The sequence below is a fragment of the Streptomyces griseoloalbus genome (assembly GCA_014650015.1).
GTDB classification, from domain to species: domain Bacteria; phylum Actinomycetota; class Actinomycetes; order Streptomycetales; family Streptomycetaceae; genus Streptomyces; species Streptomyces griseoloalbus.
In genome coordinates this window covers 265,083-281,115 of record BMUD01000004.1, presented here as the reverse complement: position 1 = coordinate 281,115, position 16,033 = coordinate 265,083, and the positions used below count along the sequence as shown (strand labels likewise).

The window sequence follows — 16,033 nt, the reverse complement described above, 5'->3', positions numbered from 1 at the left end:
TGATCCACTGTCAGTGGTGAGTGCCACCATGGCGCGCATGAGGAACGTCGAGTGGGGGCCGCTGCTCAAGCGGTGGAGCGAGGAATGGCTGGAAGCACTGGCGGCGGAGGAGCCGGAGGAGTTCGAGGAGCTGCTGGGCGAGGACTTCGTGGAGAACCGCTGGCTGGGATTCGCTCCGGCCGATCCGGCGCGGCTGGCGGCCTTGGAGGAACGGATCCGCGGACTGGGGACAGAGGTGCCGCTGCCGCCGTCCTTGCGCTCCTTCCTCGGGACGACGGACGGCTGGCGCCATGCGGGAGGCTCCGTCCATCTGCTGGCGGGGGCCGAGGACATCAGGCCGTACGGGGATCCGTACGGCCTGCGGCAGATGTACGAGGAGCGGTTGGGCGCGGACCCGGCCGATGAGGACGTGCTGCTGGCCGGCATGTGGGGCCGGGCGCTGCAGCTGTCGCTCGACTCGGACCTGACCGACGTGCTGCTCGACCCGGGCGATGTGGACGCGGACGGGGAATGGGCGGTGTACGTGTATCACGGGTGGGGCGGCGAACCACCGGATCGGTATGAGTCGTTCCGCGCGTTCATGGAGGCCATGTACAAGGAGTTCTACCGCCTGGGCGGCGACCACCCCGACTTCGCGACCGCCGTGACGCGGGAACTCGACGCCAAGGTGGAAGAGGCCCGACTGGCCTGCCTCAGAGGCGAGGTGGACGCCGCACTCGCCGTCTTCGACGAGGCGGGGGAACTCGGCAGACCACGGGCCGGCCTGCTGGCCTCACAGCTGAGGGCACTGCTCGACGGCGGGCGCGGCTGGGTACCGGTCGATCCGCGGATGGACGACCCGCTGTACGCCGCCGAGGTACTGCCCCTGAAAGCGCGCAACCACCTGCGCGAAGCGTGGAGAGACGACTCCTTCGTGCTCGGCCCCGCGACCGAGGACTACGCGACGGACAGGGAGCGGGCCGCTGTCGTCCTGGCGCAGCTCAGGCAGCGCACCTACGAGTACGCCTCACCGGGCCCCTTCGGGCACGCGGTCAAGGAGGCCCGCGAGCGGGCGCGGTGGGGCGACACGGACGGCGCCTGGCGGGTACTCGCGGCGGCGGTCCCGCAGTGGGAGCCGTACCGGGAGGACCATGTGGCGCCGTTCGGTCTGCTCGGGGATCCGCTGCTCGGGCCGGTCGTCACACCGGAGCGGGGCCGGCAGCTACTGACCACGCCCCGTGCCGGGCGGACGGGGGAGAGGCCCGCGCCCGTCGCGGAGGCCAGGGGGGAGACGGAGGCGGTGCGCGACGGGCTCGGGTGGCTGGCCCGGAGTCGTCCGGCAGGTGCCCCGCTCCGGGAGGTGTACCGGTTCGTTCTCGTGGAGGGCATATCCCCCGAAGAGCTGGCGGAGCGGTTCGGCAGGGGCCCACTGGAGCCGGTGGCGAGCGAGGCCGAGGCGTGGGACCTGCAGTTCTCCCGGCCGCAGCAGGGGTCCGGTGGCCCCGTGGCGCGGATCGGCGCCCGGGACGGCTGGAGCTTCGCCTTCGAGTCGGCCCACCGGCTGCGCCCCGACCCCACCCGCCTGACCCACCCCGGAACGGAGCTCTCGCACGGCACCCGCGCCCTCACCGTCCGGCGGAAGCCGGGCCTGTTCCACTTCGCCTGCGCCGAGGACGGCCAACAGCGGTACGCCTTCACGGTCCACCAGGCCGAGCGCCACCTGACGGGCGCACTCCCTGCCGCGCTCTCACCCGATCACTTGTTCCCGGACCCTGCCGGGCCCGCCGCCGATCGCTCGGACGAGGCCCGTGCGCTGGACGCGATAGCGGCGGCGTTCGACGTCTCACTGCCCCGGTTCGCCCTCGACCACGGCAGACTGCCCACGCTTTCGGCACAGCCGCGGAGCAGGCCGCCGGGGCCCGGAGAGGGATATGCGACGATCACGATCACGACCAGGTAGGTCCAGGACGTGCGGGCACATGGGCGCCGGTGAGGTCGCCCGGCCCCGGCGGGAGGCGTACACGACGGCCCGGACGCGGTCGCGGAGTCCGGGCGTGGCGGGGATTTCGTGACCCGAGCGGTGCCCTGTTGCCTGGCTGACCAGCAGGGTCAGCAGGGTTGGGGCGGCCCCACAGCCCGAGTACGGGACCGCGGTCGTCCGGGCCCTTCCGCTGCCGTCCGGCCTCTCGTGCCGCCGCGGAAGGTGTTCGGGATCACAAGCCGGGGAATGACTCGCGAACGTGGGAGGAACCGTATCCACGGGTGACCGGTGAGGGCCCGGATGCGACGATGAGGGGCCATGACTGCTGGGTGGGGTGCTCGCACGGGGCGGGCCGCGGTGTTCGCGGCCGTCTGTGTCGTGCTCGCCGCCCTGGGACACGTCATGATGTCCGGCGATCACGTCCCGCTCTGGACGCTCGCGGCCGGCTGGGCAGCGACCGGCGCCGTGGGCTGGGGCCTCGCGGGGCGTGAGCGCGGGCTGCCGCCGATCGTCGCCGTCGCCGTCGTCGCCCAGACGGTGCTGCACTCCGCCTTCTCCCTCGTGCATCCCGCCGACGCCATGGACAGGGGAGCGATGCCGCACGGCATGCGGCACTCCACGCCGATGCCCATGCCGACGTCCATGGCTGAGCCCACGGGTGCCGGGCACGCCGTGCACGGACACATGGCGCCCTCCGGCGACTCCTCGCTCGGCATGTTCGCCGCCCACCTGCTGGCCGCGCTGCTGTGCGGTCTGTGGCTGGGGTACGGGGAACGGGCCACGTTCCGGCTGTTGCGGGCCGTCGCCGGATGGCTGGCGGCCCCGCTGCGGTTGCTGTTCGTCGGAGCCGTGCCGCCGCACCGTCCGTCCCTTCACGTTCGCCGGCGGCGCCGTGGGGACCGCGCGCCGCGTTCTCTCCTCCTCGTACACGCGATCACCCCTCGCGGTCCGCCCGCCGGGGCCGCTGCCGTCTGACGGCAGCCGGTGACACCCGGGCCGTCCCTGTACGCCCCGGGTCCCGGTCGTGTACCGGTACGCCCTGCTCGTTCTCCGTACCGCACGCGGCCGTCTCCCCGCTCACCGGACCGCGCACGCCCGCGGTCTCCGGTTCCTCCGCGAAGGACATCAGGTGATCACTTCTGCCCTGCCCACGCCTCCCGGGAGACCCATCGACGACGCGGCGACCGCCTGGGCGCTGGCCGCGCGCGGTGGTGACGCCGACGCCGTCGACCACTTCGTCCGGGCCCTGCACCGTGACGTCATCCGCTATGTCGCCCTTCTGTGCGCCGACCCGCAGGCGGTGGACGATCTGACGCAGGACACGTTCGTGCGGGCCCTCGGCAGCCTGCACCGGTTCGAGGGCCGTTCCTCGGCCCGCACATGGCTGCTCGCCATCGCCCGGCGCGCGGTGGCCGACAGCCATCGGTACACGGCCGTACGGCCCCGTACGGCCGATGTGCCCGACTGGCAGCTGACCGTGGAACGGGCGCAGCCGCGCGGGCTGCCCGGTTTCGACGACGGGATCGCGCTGCTCGACCTGCTGGACCTGCTGCCGGACGAGCGGCGCGAGGCGTTCGTCCTCACCCAGCTGCTCGGGCTGCCGTACACGGAGGCGGCCGTCCTCGGCGACTGCCCGGTCGGCACCGTCCGCTCCCGTGTGGCCCGCGCGCGAAGGACGCTCGCCGCCCTCGTCGCCGAGGCCGAGCAGGCGGGCCCGTCCGCGCGAAGACGGCGTCCGGACTGAGCGTTCCCGGCCCCGTCACCCGAATGGCGCCCCCGAGTGGACAGACGGACGATGGAGTGGTGGGCCCGGCCCCGCCGGTGCCGTTCGCGGCAGACGGAGACCGGACCCGACCGTGCGGAACGACGGTCGGAAGGGAAAGGGTCATGCTCGAGATCAAGATGCTGGACAAGCCGGACGAGCGGCGCGACTTCCCCAGGGGACACCTGGAAGCCGTCCACATGTCGGGGCTGGACTTCGCCGTGGCCACCTTCGAGCCCGGGTGGCGTTGGTCCGAGTCCGTCGGACCCATCGCGGGGACGGAAAGCTGTCGGATCCACCACAACGGCTACGTCGTCCAGGGCCGTCTGCACATCCGCATGGACGACGGAGGGGAGAGCGAGGTCGGCCCCGGCGACGTCTTCGTGTGCTCGCCGGGACATGACGCGTGGGTCGTCGGTGACGACCAGGTCGTGGTGTACGACTTCGCGGGCGGCATGGCGCAGGAGTACGCGAAGGCGGACTGACGCCCCCCGCTCACCCGGAGTTGTATCCCCAGCGCGCCTGGCCGTCCTTGCCCATGAAGCACTTCGCGGGACGGCCGTCGGCGGTTGTCGCGGTGGCACCGACGGGCGAGCAGGACTGCCCGAACCCGACGCCGGAACCAGAACCGGAACCGGAACCCTCGGGGGAGCCACCGCCGCTAGACGAGCTCCCGCCCGTGCTGCCACCTGTGGTGCCGCCCGTGCCGCCACCTGTGGTGCCTCCAGAGCTGCCACCGGTGGCTCCTCCCGTGGAGCCGCCGCCCGAAGTGCTGTGGTACGACGGCTGGGGGTCGGGCTTCGGGGCCGGCTTCGGCTCGGGCTTGGGCTTCGGCTTCGGTTCGGGATTCGGGCTGGGCTCGGTGCACGGATCGCCCGGTCCGATCAGCCACAGGTCGACCTGTTCCAGGGCCGAGGTCTTGGTGTCCGGGTCCGGCTGCTGACGGCACACCCGCCAGTCGGCCAGATCCCGCCCCTCCCCGTCCAGACGCTTGCCCGTGTGGGCGTGGAACGAGAAGACGGACTGGAGGCCGAGGTCGCCGAGGATGCGCGAGGCATCGTCGAACCGCTCTCCGACGAGGTCCGGCATCACGACGTGCCGGGGACCGTGCAGGCGTGTCGGACACTCTTCCCGCTCGGGGACGGCGTACAGCCGCAGGGTCCTGCCGGACGGAATCAACGTCTCCTCGCGCGACGGGCTCTGGAAACAGACCCGCCAGCCGGGCGCGTCCGTCTCCACCGGCCGGAAGGCGGAGGTGGCGTCCGACGCCGACACCGTACGCCAGCCGGCGTCACGGGCCTGCGCGGCGGCTGTGGTGAGCGTGGACCCCTGGAAGTCGGGGACGACGGCAGCGGTCCGGTTCCCGGCATCCTGCGCCACGGGCGCTTCATCGCCGGAGCCGGCGCCGGAGCCGGAGCCGGAGCCGGAGGACAGCCCGGCGAGGACCACCCCGATCGCGAGCACCGACACCAGAACCGGATGCCGCCGCACCCACGTGGACATCCGCGTCCCCCGCCCAGGCCGGAGGGGGGAGCCGGCGGGCAGGGGATCCCCCGCCGCTTCGAGGAGCTCACCCTTCGGATCGATCTTCGAGCCGTGCAGCGTGCGCGGCTTGCCGTCGACGAGGATCTCGACGGAGTCCAGCATCCCCGATGCCCGGCGGAGCAGGGGCAGGGGCAGGGGGACGCGGCGGGCCCTGGGCGATGCCAGGTTGCCGAGCAGGACCAGGCCGTTGGTCGTGAGTACGGCGTAGCCCCAGCCGTCGTGGTAGACGGCCCGGACCGCCTCGCCGGGCTCGAGCTCCTCCACCAGCACCTTCTTGTGGCCGTCGGGGAGAGAGACGCTCTCGCCCGCGGCGGTCACCGCGGCGAGAGGGTCCTCCTGCGACGGCGGAGCGGTAACCGGTTCCCCCGCCCGTACGAGGAGTCCGCCGTCCTTGTCGACCCGGGACCCCCAGAGGGTGACGCGCCGTCCGCCGGCCGATACGTCCACGCTCTGCCGGACGCCGTACGCGGGACGCAGGATCGCCAGCGGCCTCGGCACCCGCGTCGTGGAACCCGCGTTCAACAGGATCAGGGCGTCCCCGGTGAGCGCGGCGAACGACAGGCCCTGGCGATACAGGGCCAGCACGGTCTCCCCGGTGCGCAGGGCGCGGAGCAGGGCCTGTACCCCGGTGGCCGGTATCGGAAGGAACTCGTGGGCCGCGACCGTCGCGGTCCGTGAGTCATTGCGCAGCAGACGCTGCGCGGCGGTGTCGGACATGCCGGGATGTTAGCCGATTGTCGATCTACGTCAGTACGTAGGGGACCGCACTAAGTGGGGAGTGCTCCCCGATTACGTGATAGCGTCACCCGGGTGAAACGGGGACAGGTCCCCGTTGGGGAGGAGGAGACGGCGTGTCCGAGACGGCGCTGGTGCTGGGCGGGGGCGGACTGACCGCGTACGCGTGGGAGATCGGCGTGCTGGCGGGTCTGGCCGACGCCGGGGTCGACCTGGCCGGTGCCGAGGTGCTGGCCGGCACCTCGGCCGGCTCACTGCTCGCACTGGAACTGGCGACGGGGGCGGCGCCGGCCGACCTGTACGAGGAGCACGTCAACCGGAGGCGGGCCATGTTGGACGTCGACTTCACCTTCGGTATGACGGTCAAGTACCTGTGGGCCGCCCTCGGTTCGCGCCGGCCGGAGAAGGTGGTCGAGCGGTTGGGGCGACTCGCGCTGGCGGTGCGCGATGTGTCGGAGGCCGAGGTGTGCGAGGCGATCCGGCCCCAACTGCCGGTCCGGGACTGGCCGGAGAGGCCGGTGCGGCTGTTCGCCGTCGACGCGCTCACCGGCCGGCCCACCGGCTTCGACGCCGACAGCGGGGTCGACCTGCTGAGGGCCGTGGCGGCCACCTGCGCACTGCCACCCCTGTTCCCCCCGATCACGATCGGGGAGGGGCGCTGGATGGACGGAGGCGTGCGGTCCACGACCAACGCCGACCTGATGGAGGGCTGCCGGCGGGTCGTGGTACTGGCCCCGATCCCCAAGGGGCCGGGTGCCAGCCCCAGCGCCGTCGATCAGGTGGCCGCGCTGACGGCGGGCGGTGTCCGCGCCGCCGCGCTGGTCCCCGACCGGGAAGCCCGCCGGGCCTTCGGCCGCGACCCCCTGGACGCCTCCCGCATCCCGGGCGCCGCCCGCGCGGGAGTGCGGCAGGCGGCCGGGTACGCCGAGCAGCTCCGAGCCGTCTGGCACGACTGAGCGGGACCGACGCCGAAGACCCCGCTCACACCGGCAGCAGCCGGCCGACCAGGGCGTTCAACTGGTGGACGGTACGGCACTCGTGCATGTCCACCAGGGCGGCGTACGCGCGTGCGGCCGAGTCGCCCGTGCCCCGGTGGGAGCGCGGTTCGGGGTTCAGCCAGTGGAGCCGCCGGGCGCGCCGGAGCAGCCCGCGCACGGCCGGGAGGTTCGCGGCGAGGCGTGCGGAGACGTCGTCGACGGATGTGAACAACAGATTCCTCCGGCTGAGCGCGGGAACGACGGAGTCCGGGCACCCGTCGGGATACCCGGCTCCATCCAAGCGCTTGCTCACCGCTCTTGTGTCAGGCGGTCGACGCGACAGCCCTCACCGCCGGCGTGCGCAGCACGCGCCGGGCCGTGGCCAGGCCCGTCCCGAGCGTCGCCGCCGCGCCGATCGAGGCGACCGCGGCCCACACACCGGCCATCTGTCCCGGCAGCACCTTGTCACCGCGGACCACGGTGAACGGCACGATCCCGGCCAGCGCCGCCAGCGTGCCGAACAGCACCCCGGTGACCGTGAGGACCAGTCCCTCGGCCCCCACCACGCCCAGCACCTGCCCGGGCGTCGCCCCGGCGAGGCGTTGCTGCCCGAACTCCCGGCCGCGGTAGGTCGTCGCCGCGTACAGCGAGTTGACCAGCATCACGCAGACGAAGACCACGATGATGCCGACCACCGTGAAGTTCAGCGTCTCCAGGTTCTTGGCGTCGACCGACTTCACCAGCCCCGAGGCCTCGACGGCCTCGCTCTCCACCGCCTGCATGGTCAGCGTCGCCGTGGACACCGCCGTGAAGAGGATCAGCGACATCAGGATCCCGGCGAGCTGCCCGGACCGCTGCCGCAGATTCCGCACCGCCAGCCACCCGCTCGCCCCGCCCGGCGTCAGCCGGTCGAGTACGCCCCTCAGCAGCCGCGGCGCCATCAGCGCGCACCCCACCGACAGCAGGATCGACCCGTAGGCGGGCGGCGCCATCAGCGCGGAGTCCGTCGCCGAGAAGGCGAAGGTGGAGCACACCGCCAGGGCACCGGCGACCAGCGCCGCGTACGGGAGGAACACCCGCGCCCTGCCCCGCCGCTGATGCCCCCGCGCCGCCCGGCGCAGCGCGAGGAACGCCGCGCCCGCCGCCGCGAGCAGCGTGATGCCGATGCCGGACGTCAGCGCGATGGTGCCGAAGGAGTGCTCGACGGACCGGGCGACCTGCCCGCTGTCCTGGAACACCTCCAGCAGCAGCCTCCCGCCGAGCATCGCCGGGAGGATCGCCAGCCCCGCGCCCACCAGGGCCACCACGGCCGCCTCACCCACGACCATCCGCTTCAGCTGCGCCGGGGTCGCCCCCGAGCAGCGCAGCAGCTCCAGCTCGGCCGCCCGCTGCCGCACGTTCACCGTCAGAGTCGAGGCGACGGCGAAGAACACCAGCAGCGTGCCGTATCCGCCGACCACCCCGGCCGCCGTCCCCAGCGTCCCGGCGCTCACCGAGTCCACGCCCGGCTGCCCGGCGGTGTCGTGCATCGAGTGGAACGTCATGATGATCGCCGCGCCCAGGAAGGCGGAGAGCAGCGTCGCGAGGAACCGTCCGGGCCGTTGCCGGATCGACCGCATCGCCAGTACGAACATCGCTCACACCCCCGTCATCACGTCGTCGCCCAGGTGCGCCAGCCGCTCGGCCACCGCCTCCGCGGTCGGCGCCGGAAGCCGTCCGGCGAGCCTGCCGTCCGCGAGGAACAGCACGCTGTCGGCGTAGGAGGCGGCGACCGGGTCGTGCGTCACCATCACCACGGTCCGCCCGTGCACCCGCACCGCCTGCCGGAGCAGCGTCAGCACCTCCCGGGCACTGCGCGTGTCCAGGGCACCGGTCGGTTCGTCGGCGAAGATCACCCGGGGTTCGGTGACCAGCGCCCGGGCGATCGCCACCCGCTGCCGATGACCGCCGGACAACTGGTCGGGCCGGTGTCCGAGACGGTCACCCAGACCGACGGCGGTCAGGATCTCCCGGGCCCGCCTGCGGTCCACGCGCTTGCCGGCCAGCTTCAGCGGCAGCACCGTGTTCTGCGCGACCGTCAGGGTCTCCAGCAGGTTGTACTGCTGGAAGACGAACCCGATCCGCCCGCGCCGGAACTTCGTCAGCTCCGCCTCGCTGCCGCCCGTCAGCTCGGTCCCGTCCACCTGCACGATTCCGCTGTCCGGCCGGTCCAAACCCGCCGCACACTGCAACAGCGTCGACTTGCCCGAGCCCGACGGCCCCATCACCGCGGTGAACGTCCCCCGCGCCAGGCCGAGCGTCACCCCGTCGAGGGCGGTCACGGCGCTGTCCCCGGTGCCGTACGACTTGGTGACCTTCACCAGCCGCAGCGCCTCGGGGGCGGGTCCCGTGTCGTGGTCGTGTCGTGCCCCGCTGCGCACCATGGTCATCCTCCGTCCGGCACGCCCTGTGCCCCGCCGAAGACGCTACGGACCCGAAGGCCGCGGCACACTGGGCGCGGAACCCGTATCGGGGGGTGTACTCAGCGACACCCCCCGAGGGGCGCGGACGGAGGTCAGCCGACCAGCACGACCTCCAGGGTGCGCGGTCCGTGCACGCCCTCCACCCGGTCGAGCTCGATGTCGCTGGTCGCCGACGGGCCGGAGATCCAGGTGAGCGGACGGGCCGGGTCGAGGCGCCCGAGAGCCTGCGGCACGGAGGAGACGACCTGGTCGGGGACGCGGACGACGCAGATGTGGTGGTCGGGGACGAGGGTGATCCGGCGCCGGCCCTGGTCGGGGGAGCCGTCCAGCACGATGGTGCCCGTCTCGGCGACGGCCACCGCGCAGGCGGTCACCACGCTGTCGACCCGGTCCAGCTCCTGCGGGGTGCTCTCGGCCCGGTCCGCCACCCGGGTCACGTCAGTGGACGCCAGCCAGCCCTCGTCCAGTCCCGGCGGCACGAGCACCGTCGCCGCGCCCCGGGCCGCGAGCAGCCCCGCGAGGACCCCGGCCAGTCCCTCGGCATCGGTGCGGTGCACGAGCGCCCGGTAGTCGGCCAGGTTCTCCGCGAGGAGGTCCACCGTCTGCTCGGCCGTGCGCTCACCGTGCTCGCGCAGATAGTCACGGGCGACCGCCCGCTCGTACGGCGTGTCGTCCTCCGGGACGTCGGCGAGGGCGCGCCGCACCCGGCCCAGGATCCGTTCCCTGCTGCTCACTTCGCCGTTCCCTTCCCGCCGTCGACGCCCTGCGTACGCTGCCACCAGTCCCGGAACGGCTCCGCCGGCACCGGCGGCAGGTCCCGGGTCCCGCTCCACGCCCGGCCGGGGCCGGGCAGGGTACGCGGATGGAGGCGGCGGGTGCGCGAGGCGAGGCGCTGGCCGGTGCGCAGCACCCCCGGACGCGTGAACGCCCAGCGTGCGGCGCGCATGGCGGCCCGCTCGGCGGCGTGCCCCTTGGCGGGTTGCAGCACCACCTTGTTGCCCGCCCGCGTCACCGGGCCGCCCTCCACCACACGTTCCCGCAGGTGCACCAGCACCTCGGGGATGTCGATGGCGACCGGGCACACCTCGTAGCAGGCCCCGCACAGCGAGGAGGCGTACGGCAGGGACGCGTCGATCTCGCTGCCGGTGCCCCGCAGCTGCGGGCTGAGGATGGCGCCGATCGGGCCCGGGTAGACCGAGCCGTAGGCGTGGCCGCCGGCCCGCTCGTACACGGGGCACACGTTCAGGCAGGCCGAGCAGCGGATGCAGCGCAGCGCCTGACGGCCCACCTCGTCGGCGAGGGTGTCGGTGCGGCCGTTGTCCAGCAGGACCAGGTGGAAGGTGCGCGGGCCGTCCCGGTCCGTGGTGCCGGTCCAGGTGGACGTGTACGGGTTCATGCGCTCGGCGGTCGAGGAGCGGGGGAGGGTCTGCAGGAACACCTCCAGGTCCTGCCAGGTCGGCACGATCTTCTCGATGCCGACGACCGAGATCAGCGTCTCGGGCAGGGTCAGGCACATCCGCCCGTTGCCCTCGGACTCCACCACTACCAGGGTGCCGGTCTCGGCGACCATGAAGTTGGCGCCGGAGATGCCGACCTTGGCGCGCAGGAACTTCTCCCGCAGGTGCAGCCGCGCCGCCTCGGCGAGTTCGGCGGGCGTGTCGGTCAGCCCTTCGGGGGCGGGGCGGCCCCACTCGCTCATCTCCCGGGCGAAGATCTCCCGGATCTCCCCGCGGTTGCGGTGGATCGCCGGGACCAGGATGTGCGAGGGCCGGTCCTTGCCCAACTGCACGATCAGCTCGGCGAGGTCGGTCTCGTAGGCGTGGATGCCCTCTTCGAGGAGCGCCTCGTTGAGCCCGATCTCCTGCGTGGCCATCGACTTGACCTTGACGACCTCCGACTCGCCGGTCTCCTTGACCAGCCGCGCCACGATCCGGTTGGCCTCGTCGGCGTCGGCGGCCCAGTGCACGGTGCCGCCCGCCGCCGTCACCGACTCCTCCAACCGCTCCAGGTAGCGGTCGAGGTGACGGAGCGTGTGGTCCTTGATCCGTTTGCCGGCCTCCCGCAGCTCCGCCCAGTCGGGCAGCTCCGCGACGGCGTTCGCACGCTTGGCCCGGATGGTGTGCGTGGCGTGCCGCAGATTGCCGCGCAAGGTGGTGTCGCGCACCGCGTCCCGGGCGGCCACCGGAAACGCCGGCATCCCGACGAAAGTCCCGCTCATACGGCCGGCTCCTCCTCCGTGCTCGCCAGGATCTCCGCGATGTGCACCGGCCGCATGCCGGTCCGCAGCCTGGTCATCGTTCCGCCGATGTGCATCAGACACGAGTTGTCCGCCGCGCACAGCACCCCGGCGCCCGTCGACTCGGCGTTGCGCACCTTGTCGGTGCCCATCGCCGCCGAGACATCGGAGTTCTTCAGGGCGAAGGTGCCGCCGAAGCCGCAGCATTCCTCCGCTCCCGGCAGCTCGACCAGCTCCAGCCCCCTGACCGCCCGCAGCAGCCGCGTCGGCCGCTCGCCCAGGCCCAGCCCGCGCAGCCCGTGACAGGTCGGGTGGTAGGTCACCTTGTGCGGGTAGTACGCCCCGACATCGGTCACCCCGAGCACGTCCACCAGGAACTCCGTGAGTTCGTACGTCTTGGGCACCACGGGCGCCAGCGTCGCGGCGAGGGTGTCCCCGCGCCCCTCCGCCCGGGCCCGCTCGCCCATCCGGGGATACAGCTCCCGCACCATCGCCCCGCACGACCCCGACGGCGTCACAATCGCCTCGTAGTCCTTGAAGACATCGGAGAAATGCCGGGCCAGCGGCTCCGCCTCGTGCCGATACCCGGTGTTGTAGTGCGCCTGCCCGCAACAGGTCTGCGCCATCGGGAAGTCGACCTCGACGCCCAGCCTGGTCAGCAGCTTCACCACGGCGCGTCCGGTGTCCGGATAGAGCGTGTCGTTGACACAGGTCAGGAACAGGGCGACACGCATCGCGGCTCCTAGTGAATCGATCATCGGGTGAATGCAGGGTAGTGCGGAAGCGGGGGACCGGGGGAGACCCCGGTCAGGCCCCGGCGAGGCGGGCCTGCGCCGCCTGCCACGGTCGCGTCCCGCCGCGCGGTTCGTACCGGGTCAGCGGCTGCGTACGGATGAGCAGCCGCCGCATCCCGGCGAGATCGCCGACCCGCCCGTGCGCGCGGGCCTGCACCAGCACGTTGCCCAGTGCCGCCGCCTCCGTCGGCCCGGCCACCACCGGCAGCCCACAGGCGTCCGCGGTCAACTGGCACAGCAGGGCGTTGCGGGTGCCGCCGCCCACGATGTGCACGACGTCGGCCTGCTGCCCGGCGAGCCGCTGGGCGTCCTCGACCGCCTTGCGGTGGGCCAGGGCGAGCGAGTCGAGGATGCAGCGCGTGACCTCGGCGGGGGAGACCGGCACCGGCTGCCCCGAGGCCCGGCAGGCCTCGGCGATCCGCTCCGGCATCCGCCCCGGCGCGAGGAACGCGGCGTCCCCGGCGTCGACCACCGACCGCAGCGCCGGCACCTCGGCCGCCTCGAGGAGCAGCGCGCCCAGATCCGGCTCGCCCCAGGCCCGTACGCACTCCTGGAGCAGCCACAGACCCATGATGTTGCGCAGATAGCGGACCGTGCCGTCCAGCCCCAGCTCATTGGTGAAGTTGGCGGCCCGGCTCTCCTCGGTCAGCACCGGCGCGTCCAGCTCGAGACCGGCCAGCGACCAGGTGCCGGTGCAGATGTAGGCGAACCGCTCGCCGTCGGCGGGCACCGCGGCGACCGCGGACGCGGTGTCGTGCGACCCGACCGCCGTCACCGGGACCGGCCCGGTCAGCCCGGTCTCCTCCAGCACCTCGGGCCGCAGCACTCCGGCCGGGTCCCCGGGCCGGCGCAGCGGTGCGAACAGCCCGAGGTCGATGCCCAGGCGCTCCGCGACCCCGTGCGCCCAGTCCCGGGTGCGCGGGTCGATCAGCTGGGTGGTCGAGGCGTTGGTCAGCTCCGTGCCCTGCTCACCGGTGAGCCAGTACGACAGCAGGTCCGGGATCAGCAACAGCCGTTCCGCCTGTGCCAGCTGGGCCGAGCCGCGGGCCGCCGTCAACTGGTACAGGGTGTTGAACGGGGCGTACTGCAGGCCGGTGGCCGCGTACAGCTCCTCGGCGGGCAGGGTCGCCCACACCTTCTCCGCGACCCCGTCGGTACGGCTGTCGCGGTAGTGCACGGGGTTGCCGAGCAGCGCCCCGTCCGCGTCCAGCAGCCCGTAGTCCACGGCCCAGCTGTCGATCCCGACGGAATCCACCGGGCCGGCCGCCCCCAGCCCCGCCAGCACACCGGCGTACAGCCCGAGGACGTCCCAGCGCAGCCCTTCCGGCACGCGCACGGGCCGGTTGGGGAAGCGGTGGACCTCGGACAGCTCCAGGCTGTCGGGGCCGACGCGGCCGACCATGACGCGCCCGCTGGACGCGCCGAGGTCGACCGCGGCGTACGACGTCACGTCGGCGCTCATCGCAGGAACGCGGCGGCGACGCCGGCGTCGACCGGGACGTGCAGGCCGGTGGTGTGCGTGAGGTCGCCGCCGGTCAGCGCGAACACGGCGTTCGCCACGTGCTCGGGCAGCACCTCGCGCTTCAGCAGCGTCCGCTGCGCGTAGAACTCGCCCAGCTTCTCCTCCGGCACCCCGTACACGGCCGCGCGCTTCGCGCCCCAGCCGCCCGCGAAGATCCCGGAACCGCGCACCACACCGTCCGGGTTGACGCCGTTGACCCGGATGCCGTGCTCACCCAGCTCGGCCGCGAGCAGCCGCACCTGGTGGGCCTGGTCGGCCTTGGTCGCCGAGTAGGCGATGTTGTTGGGACCGGCGAAGACGGCGTTCTTGCTGGCGATGTAGACGATGTCGCCGCCGAGCTCCTGGGCGGTCATCACCCGGGCCGCCTCGCGCGAGACGAGGAAGGAGCCGCGGGCCATGATGTCGTGCTGGAGGTCCCAGTCCTTCGCGGACGTCTCCAGCAGCGGCTTGGAGATGGAGATGCCGGCGTTGTTCACCACCAGGTCGACGCCGCCGAAGGCCAGCACCGCCGCCCGGAACGCGCCGGCGATCTGCTCCTCGCTCGTCACGTCCACGGTCACCGCGACCGCCTTGTCGGAGCCGCCCAGTTCCTCGGCGACCTGCGCGGCGTTCTCCCCGTTCAGGTCGGCCACGACGACGCACGCGCCCTCGGCCACCAGCCGCTGGGCGATCGCCTTCCCGATCCCGCTGCCCGCACCGGTCACCAGCGCCACCCGGGTGGCGAGCGGCTTGGGCTTCGGCATCCGCTGGAGCTTGGCCTCCTCCAGTGCCCAGTACTCGATGCGGAACTTCTCCGACTCCTCGATCGGCGCGTACGTGGAGACCGCCTCGGCGCCGCGCATCACGTTGATCGCGTTGATGTAGAACTCACCGGCCACACGCGCGGTCTGCTTGTCCTTGCCGAAGCTGAACATGCCCACGCCCGGTACCAGCACGATCGCCGGGTCGGCGCCGCGCATCGCGGGGGAGTCGGGCTCGGCGTGCCGCGCGTAGTAGGCGGCGTACTCCTCGCGGTAGGCCGCGTGCAGTTCCTTCAGCCGGGCGACGGCCTCGTCCAGCGGGGTGGCCGGCGGCAGGTCGAGGACGAGCGGGCGGACCTTGGTGCGCAGGAAGTGGTCCGGGCAGGAGGTGCCCAGCGCGGCCAGCCGCGGGTGCTCGGCCCGGGCCAGGAAGTCGAGTACGGCGTCGGAGTCGTCGAAGTGCCCGACCTGCGGCCGGTCCTGCGAGGCGATGGCCCGCACATACGGCCCGAGGGCGGCGGCCCGCTCACGCCGCTCCTCCTCGGGCAGCGCGGCGTAGCCCTCGATCACCGGCCCGAAGGGCTCCGGCCGGCCGCGCTCGGCGAGGAACCGCTCGGCGGTGCGGATGATGTGCAGCGAGTTGCGCTCGCACTCCTCGGAGGTGTCACCCCACGCGGTGATCCCGTGCCCGCCGAGCACGCATCCGACGGCCTGCGGGTTGGCCTCCTTCACGGCGGCGATGTCCAGGCCGAGCTGGAATCCCGGCCGCCGCCACGGCACCCACACCACGGTGTCGCCGAAGCACTCGGCGGTCAGCTTCTCCCCGTCGGCCGCGCAGGCGAGCGCGATCCCCGAGTCGGGGTGCAGATGGTCCACGTGCGCGGCGTCGACGAGGCCGTGCATCGCGGTGTCGATCGAGGGCGCGGCGCCCCCCTTGCCGTGCAGGCAGTAGTCGAACGCGGCGACCATCTCGTCCTCGCGCTCGACGCCCGGGTAGACGTCGGTGAGCGCCCGCAGCCGGTCCAGCCGCAGCACGGCCAGCCCCGCCTCGGTCAGGGTCCCGAGATCCCCACCGGACCCCTTGACCCACATCAGCTCGACGTCGCCCCCGGTGACGGGATCGGTCTCGGTGCCCTTCGCCGAGGTGTTGCCTCCGGCGTAGTTGGTGTTGCGGGCGTCGGCGCCGAGCCGGTGGGACCGGGCGAGGAGCGCGGCGGCTTCAGGATGCGATGCCATGAACGTTCAGTCCTTACTCGAAAGAGGGTGAGTGCATATCCCCAGGGGCGCGGGGAACTGCGCG

14 protein-coding genes are annotated in these 16,033 nt (G+C 72.9%); 5 read left to right on the top strand and 9 right to left on the bottom strand.

Going from position 1 to position 16,033, the window contains the following annotated elements; all coding sequences use genetic code 11:
* Positions 1-37 precede the first annotated feature (37 nt).
* The 4 genes from IE178_RS08405 to IE178_RS08390 all read left to right on the top strand — a co-directional run bounded on the left by IE178_RS08405 (position 38) and on the right by IE178_RS08390 (position 4,207).
* The gene (locus tag IE178_RS08405) at positions 38-1,939 is read left to right on the top strand and encodes an SMI1/KNR4 family protein (protein ID WP_193511800.1); all 1,902 of its coding nucleotides are present in this window, start codon (positions 38-40) and stop codon (positions 1,937-1,939) included.
* Between the two features lie 339 nt (positions 1,940-2,278).
* A complete protein-coding gene (locus IE178_RS08400) occupies positions 2,279-2,935 on the top strand; it encodes a hypothetical protein (RefSeq protein ID WP_193511799.1) in 657 nt (218 codons plus the stop codon).
* 154 nt (positions 2,936-3,089) lie between these two features.
* On the top strand, positions 3,090-3,704 hold the full coding sequence (locus IE178_RS08395) for a sigma-70 family RNA polymerase sigma factor (RefSeq protein WP_184762615.1): 615 nt from the start codon (positions 3,090-3,092) through the stop codon (positions 3,702-3,704).
* 143 nt (positions 3,705-3,847) lie between these two features.
* Positions 3,848-4,207 (top strand): cupin domain-containing protein, encoded by a 360-nt coding sequence (locus IE178_RS08390; RefSeq protein ID WP_184762616.1) that lies wholly within the window; start codon positions 3,848-3,850, stop codon positions 4,205-4,207.
* Positions 4,208-4,217: 10 nt separating this feature from the next.
* Here IE178_RS08390 and IE178_RS08385 read toward each other — a convergent pair whose 3' ends face one another.
* Entirely contained in the window at positions 4,218-5,984 is a 1,767-nt protein-coding gene (locus tag IE178_RS08385; RefSeq protein ID WP_193511798.1) for a PASTA domain-containing protein, read from the bottom strand.
* 134 nt (positions 5,985-6,118) lie between these two features.
* Here IE178_RS08385 and IE178_RS08380 point away from each other — a divergent pair, with 134 nt between their 5' ends.
* A complete protein-coding gene (locus IE178_RS08380; protein ID WP_193511797.1) occupies positions 6,119-6,958 on the top strand; it encodes a patatin-like phospholipase family protein in 840 nt (279 codons plus the stop codon).
* Positions 6,959-6,983: 25 nt separating this feature from the next.
* Here the strand turns inward: IE178_RS08380 and IE178_RS35785 are convergent, their stop codons facing one another.
* From IE178_RS35785 to IE178_RS08340, 8 genes are all read right to left on the bottom strand, one after another.
* Positions 6,984-7,211 (bottom strand): VWA domain-containing protein, encoded by a 228-nt coding sequence (locus IE178_RS35785; RefSeq protein WP_438874357.1) that lies wholly within the window; start codon positions 7,209-7,211, stop codon positions 6,984-6,986.
* Between the two features lie 91 nt (positions 7,212-7,302).
* Positions 7,303-8,613 (bottom strand): FtsX-like permease family protein, encoded by a 1,311-nt coding sequence (locus IE178_RS08370; protein ID WP_193511796.1) that lies wholly within the window; start codon positions 8,611-8,613, stop codon positions 7,303-7,305.
* 3 nt (positions 8,614-8,616) lie between these two features.
* Positions 8,617-9,408 carry an ABC transporter ATP-binding protein gene (locus IE178_RS08365; RefSeq protein ID WP_438874356.1) on the bottom strand — a complete coding sequence of 264 codons (792 nt, stop codon included), beginning with the start codon at positions 9,406-9,408 and terminating at the stop codon, positions 8,617-8,619.
* 125 nt (positions 9,409-9,533) lie between these two features.
* On the bottom strand, positions 9,534-10,175 hold the full coding sequence (locus IE178_RS08360; RefSeq protein ID WP_193511794.1) for a LutC/YkgG family protein: 642 nt from the start codon (positions 10,173-10,175) through the stop codon (positions 9,534-9,536).
* Positions 10,172-11,659 carry a LutB/LldF family L-lactate oxidation iron-sulfur protein gene (locus tag IE178_RS08355; protein WP_193511793.1) on the bottom strand — a complete coding sequence of 496 codons (1,488 nt, stop codon included), beginning with the start codon at positions 11,657-11,659 and terminating at the stop codon, positions 10,172-10,174. The genes IE178_RS08360 and IE178_RS08355 overlap by 4 nt, the downstream gene beginning before the upstream one ends.
* Positions 11,656-12,411: a (Fe-S)-binding protein gene (locus tag IE178_RS08350; protein ID WP_184762623.1), complete on the bottom strand. Its 756-nt coding sequence runs from the start codon at positions 12,409-12,411 to the stop codon at positions 11,656-11,658. Before IE178_RS08350 ends, IE178_RS08355 begins: the two co-directional genes overlap by 4 nt.
* A gap of 73 nt (positions 12,412-12,484) precedes the next feature.
* Positions 12,485-13,933 carry a rhamnulokinase gene (locus IE178_RS08345; protein WP_184762624.1) on the bottom strand — a complete coding sequence of 483 codons (1,449 nt, stop codon included), beginning with the start codon at positions 13,931-13,933 and terminating at the stop codon, positions 12,485-12,487.
* On the bottom strand, positions 13,930-15,969 hold the full coding sequence (locus IE178_RS08340; protein ID WP_193511792.1) for a bifunctional aldolase/short-chain dehydrogenase: 2,040 nt from the start codon (positions 15,967-15,969) through the stop codon (positions 13,930-13,932). Before IE178_RS08340 ends, IE178_RS08345 begins: the two co-directional genes overlap by 4 nt.
* Positions 15,970-16,033 lie beyond the last annotated feature (64 nt).

Excerpts from the sequence above, each read along its gene's own strand:
- IE178_RS08405 (WP_193511800.1), top strand. The coding sequence starts at position 38 with ATGAGGAACGTCGAGTGGGGGCCGCTGCTCAAGCGGTGGAGCGAGGAA.
- IE178_RS08400 (WP_193511799.1), top strand. The coding sequence starts at position 2,279 with ATGACTGCTGGGTGGGGTGCTCGCACGGGGCGGGCCGCGGTGTTCGCG.
- IE178_RS08390 (WP_184762616.1), top strand. The coding sequence starts at position 3,848 with ATGCTCGAGATCAAGATGCTGGACAAGCCGGACGAGCGGCGCGACTTC.
- IE178_RS08385 (WP_193511798.1), bottom strand. The coding sequence starts at position 5,984 with ATGTCCGACACCGCCGCGCAGCGTCTGCTGCGCAATGACTCACGGACC.
- IE178_RS08370 (WP_193511796.1), bottom strand. The coding sequence starts at position 8,613 with ATGTTCGTACTGGCGATGCGGTCGATCCGGCAACGGCCCGGACGGTTC.
- IE178_RS08365 (WP_438874356.1), bottom strand. The coding sequence starts at position 9,408 with ATGACCATGGTGCGCAGCGGGGCACGACACGACCACGACACGGGACCC.
- IE178_RS08355 (WP_193511793.1), bottom strand. The coding sequence starts at position 11,659 with ATGAGCGGGACTTTCGTCGGGATGCCGGCGTTTCCGGTGGCCGCCCGG.
- IE178_RS08350 (WP_184762623.1), bottom strand. The coding sequence starts at position 12,411 with ATGCGTGTCGCCCTGTTCCTGACCTGTGTCAACGACACGCTCTATCCG.
- IE178_RS08345 (WP_184762624.1), bottom strand. The coding sequence starts at position 13,933 with ATGAGCGCCGACGTGACGTCGTACGCCGCGGTCGACCTCGGCGCGTCC.
- IE178_RS08340 (WP_193511792.1), bottom strand. The coding sequence starts at position 15,969 with ATGGCATCGCATCCTGAAGCCGCCGCGCTCCTCGCCCGGTCCCACCGG.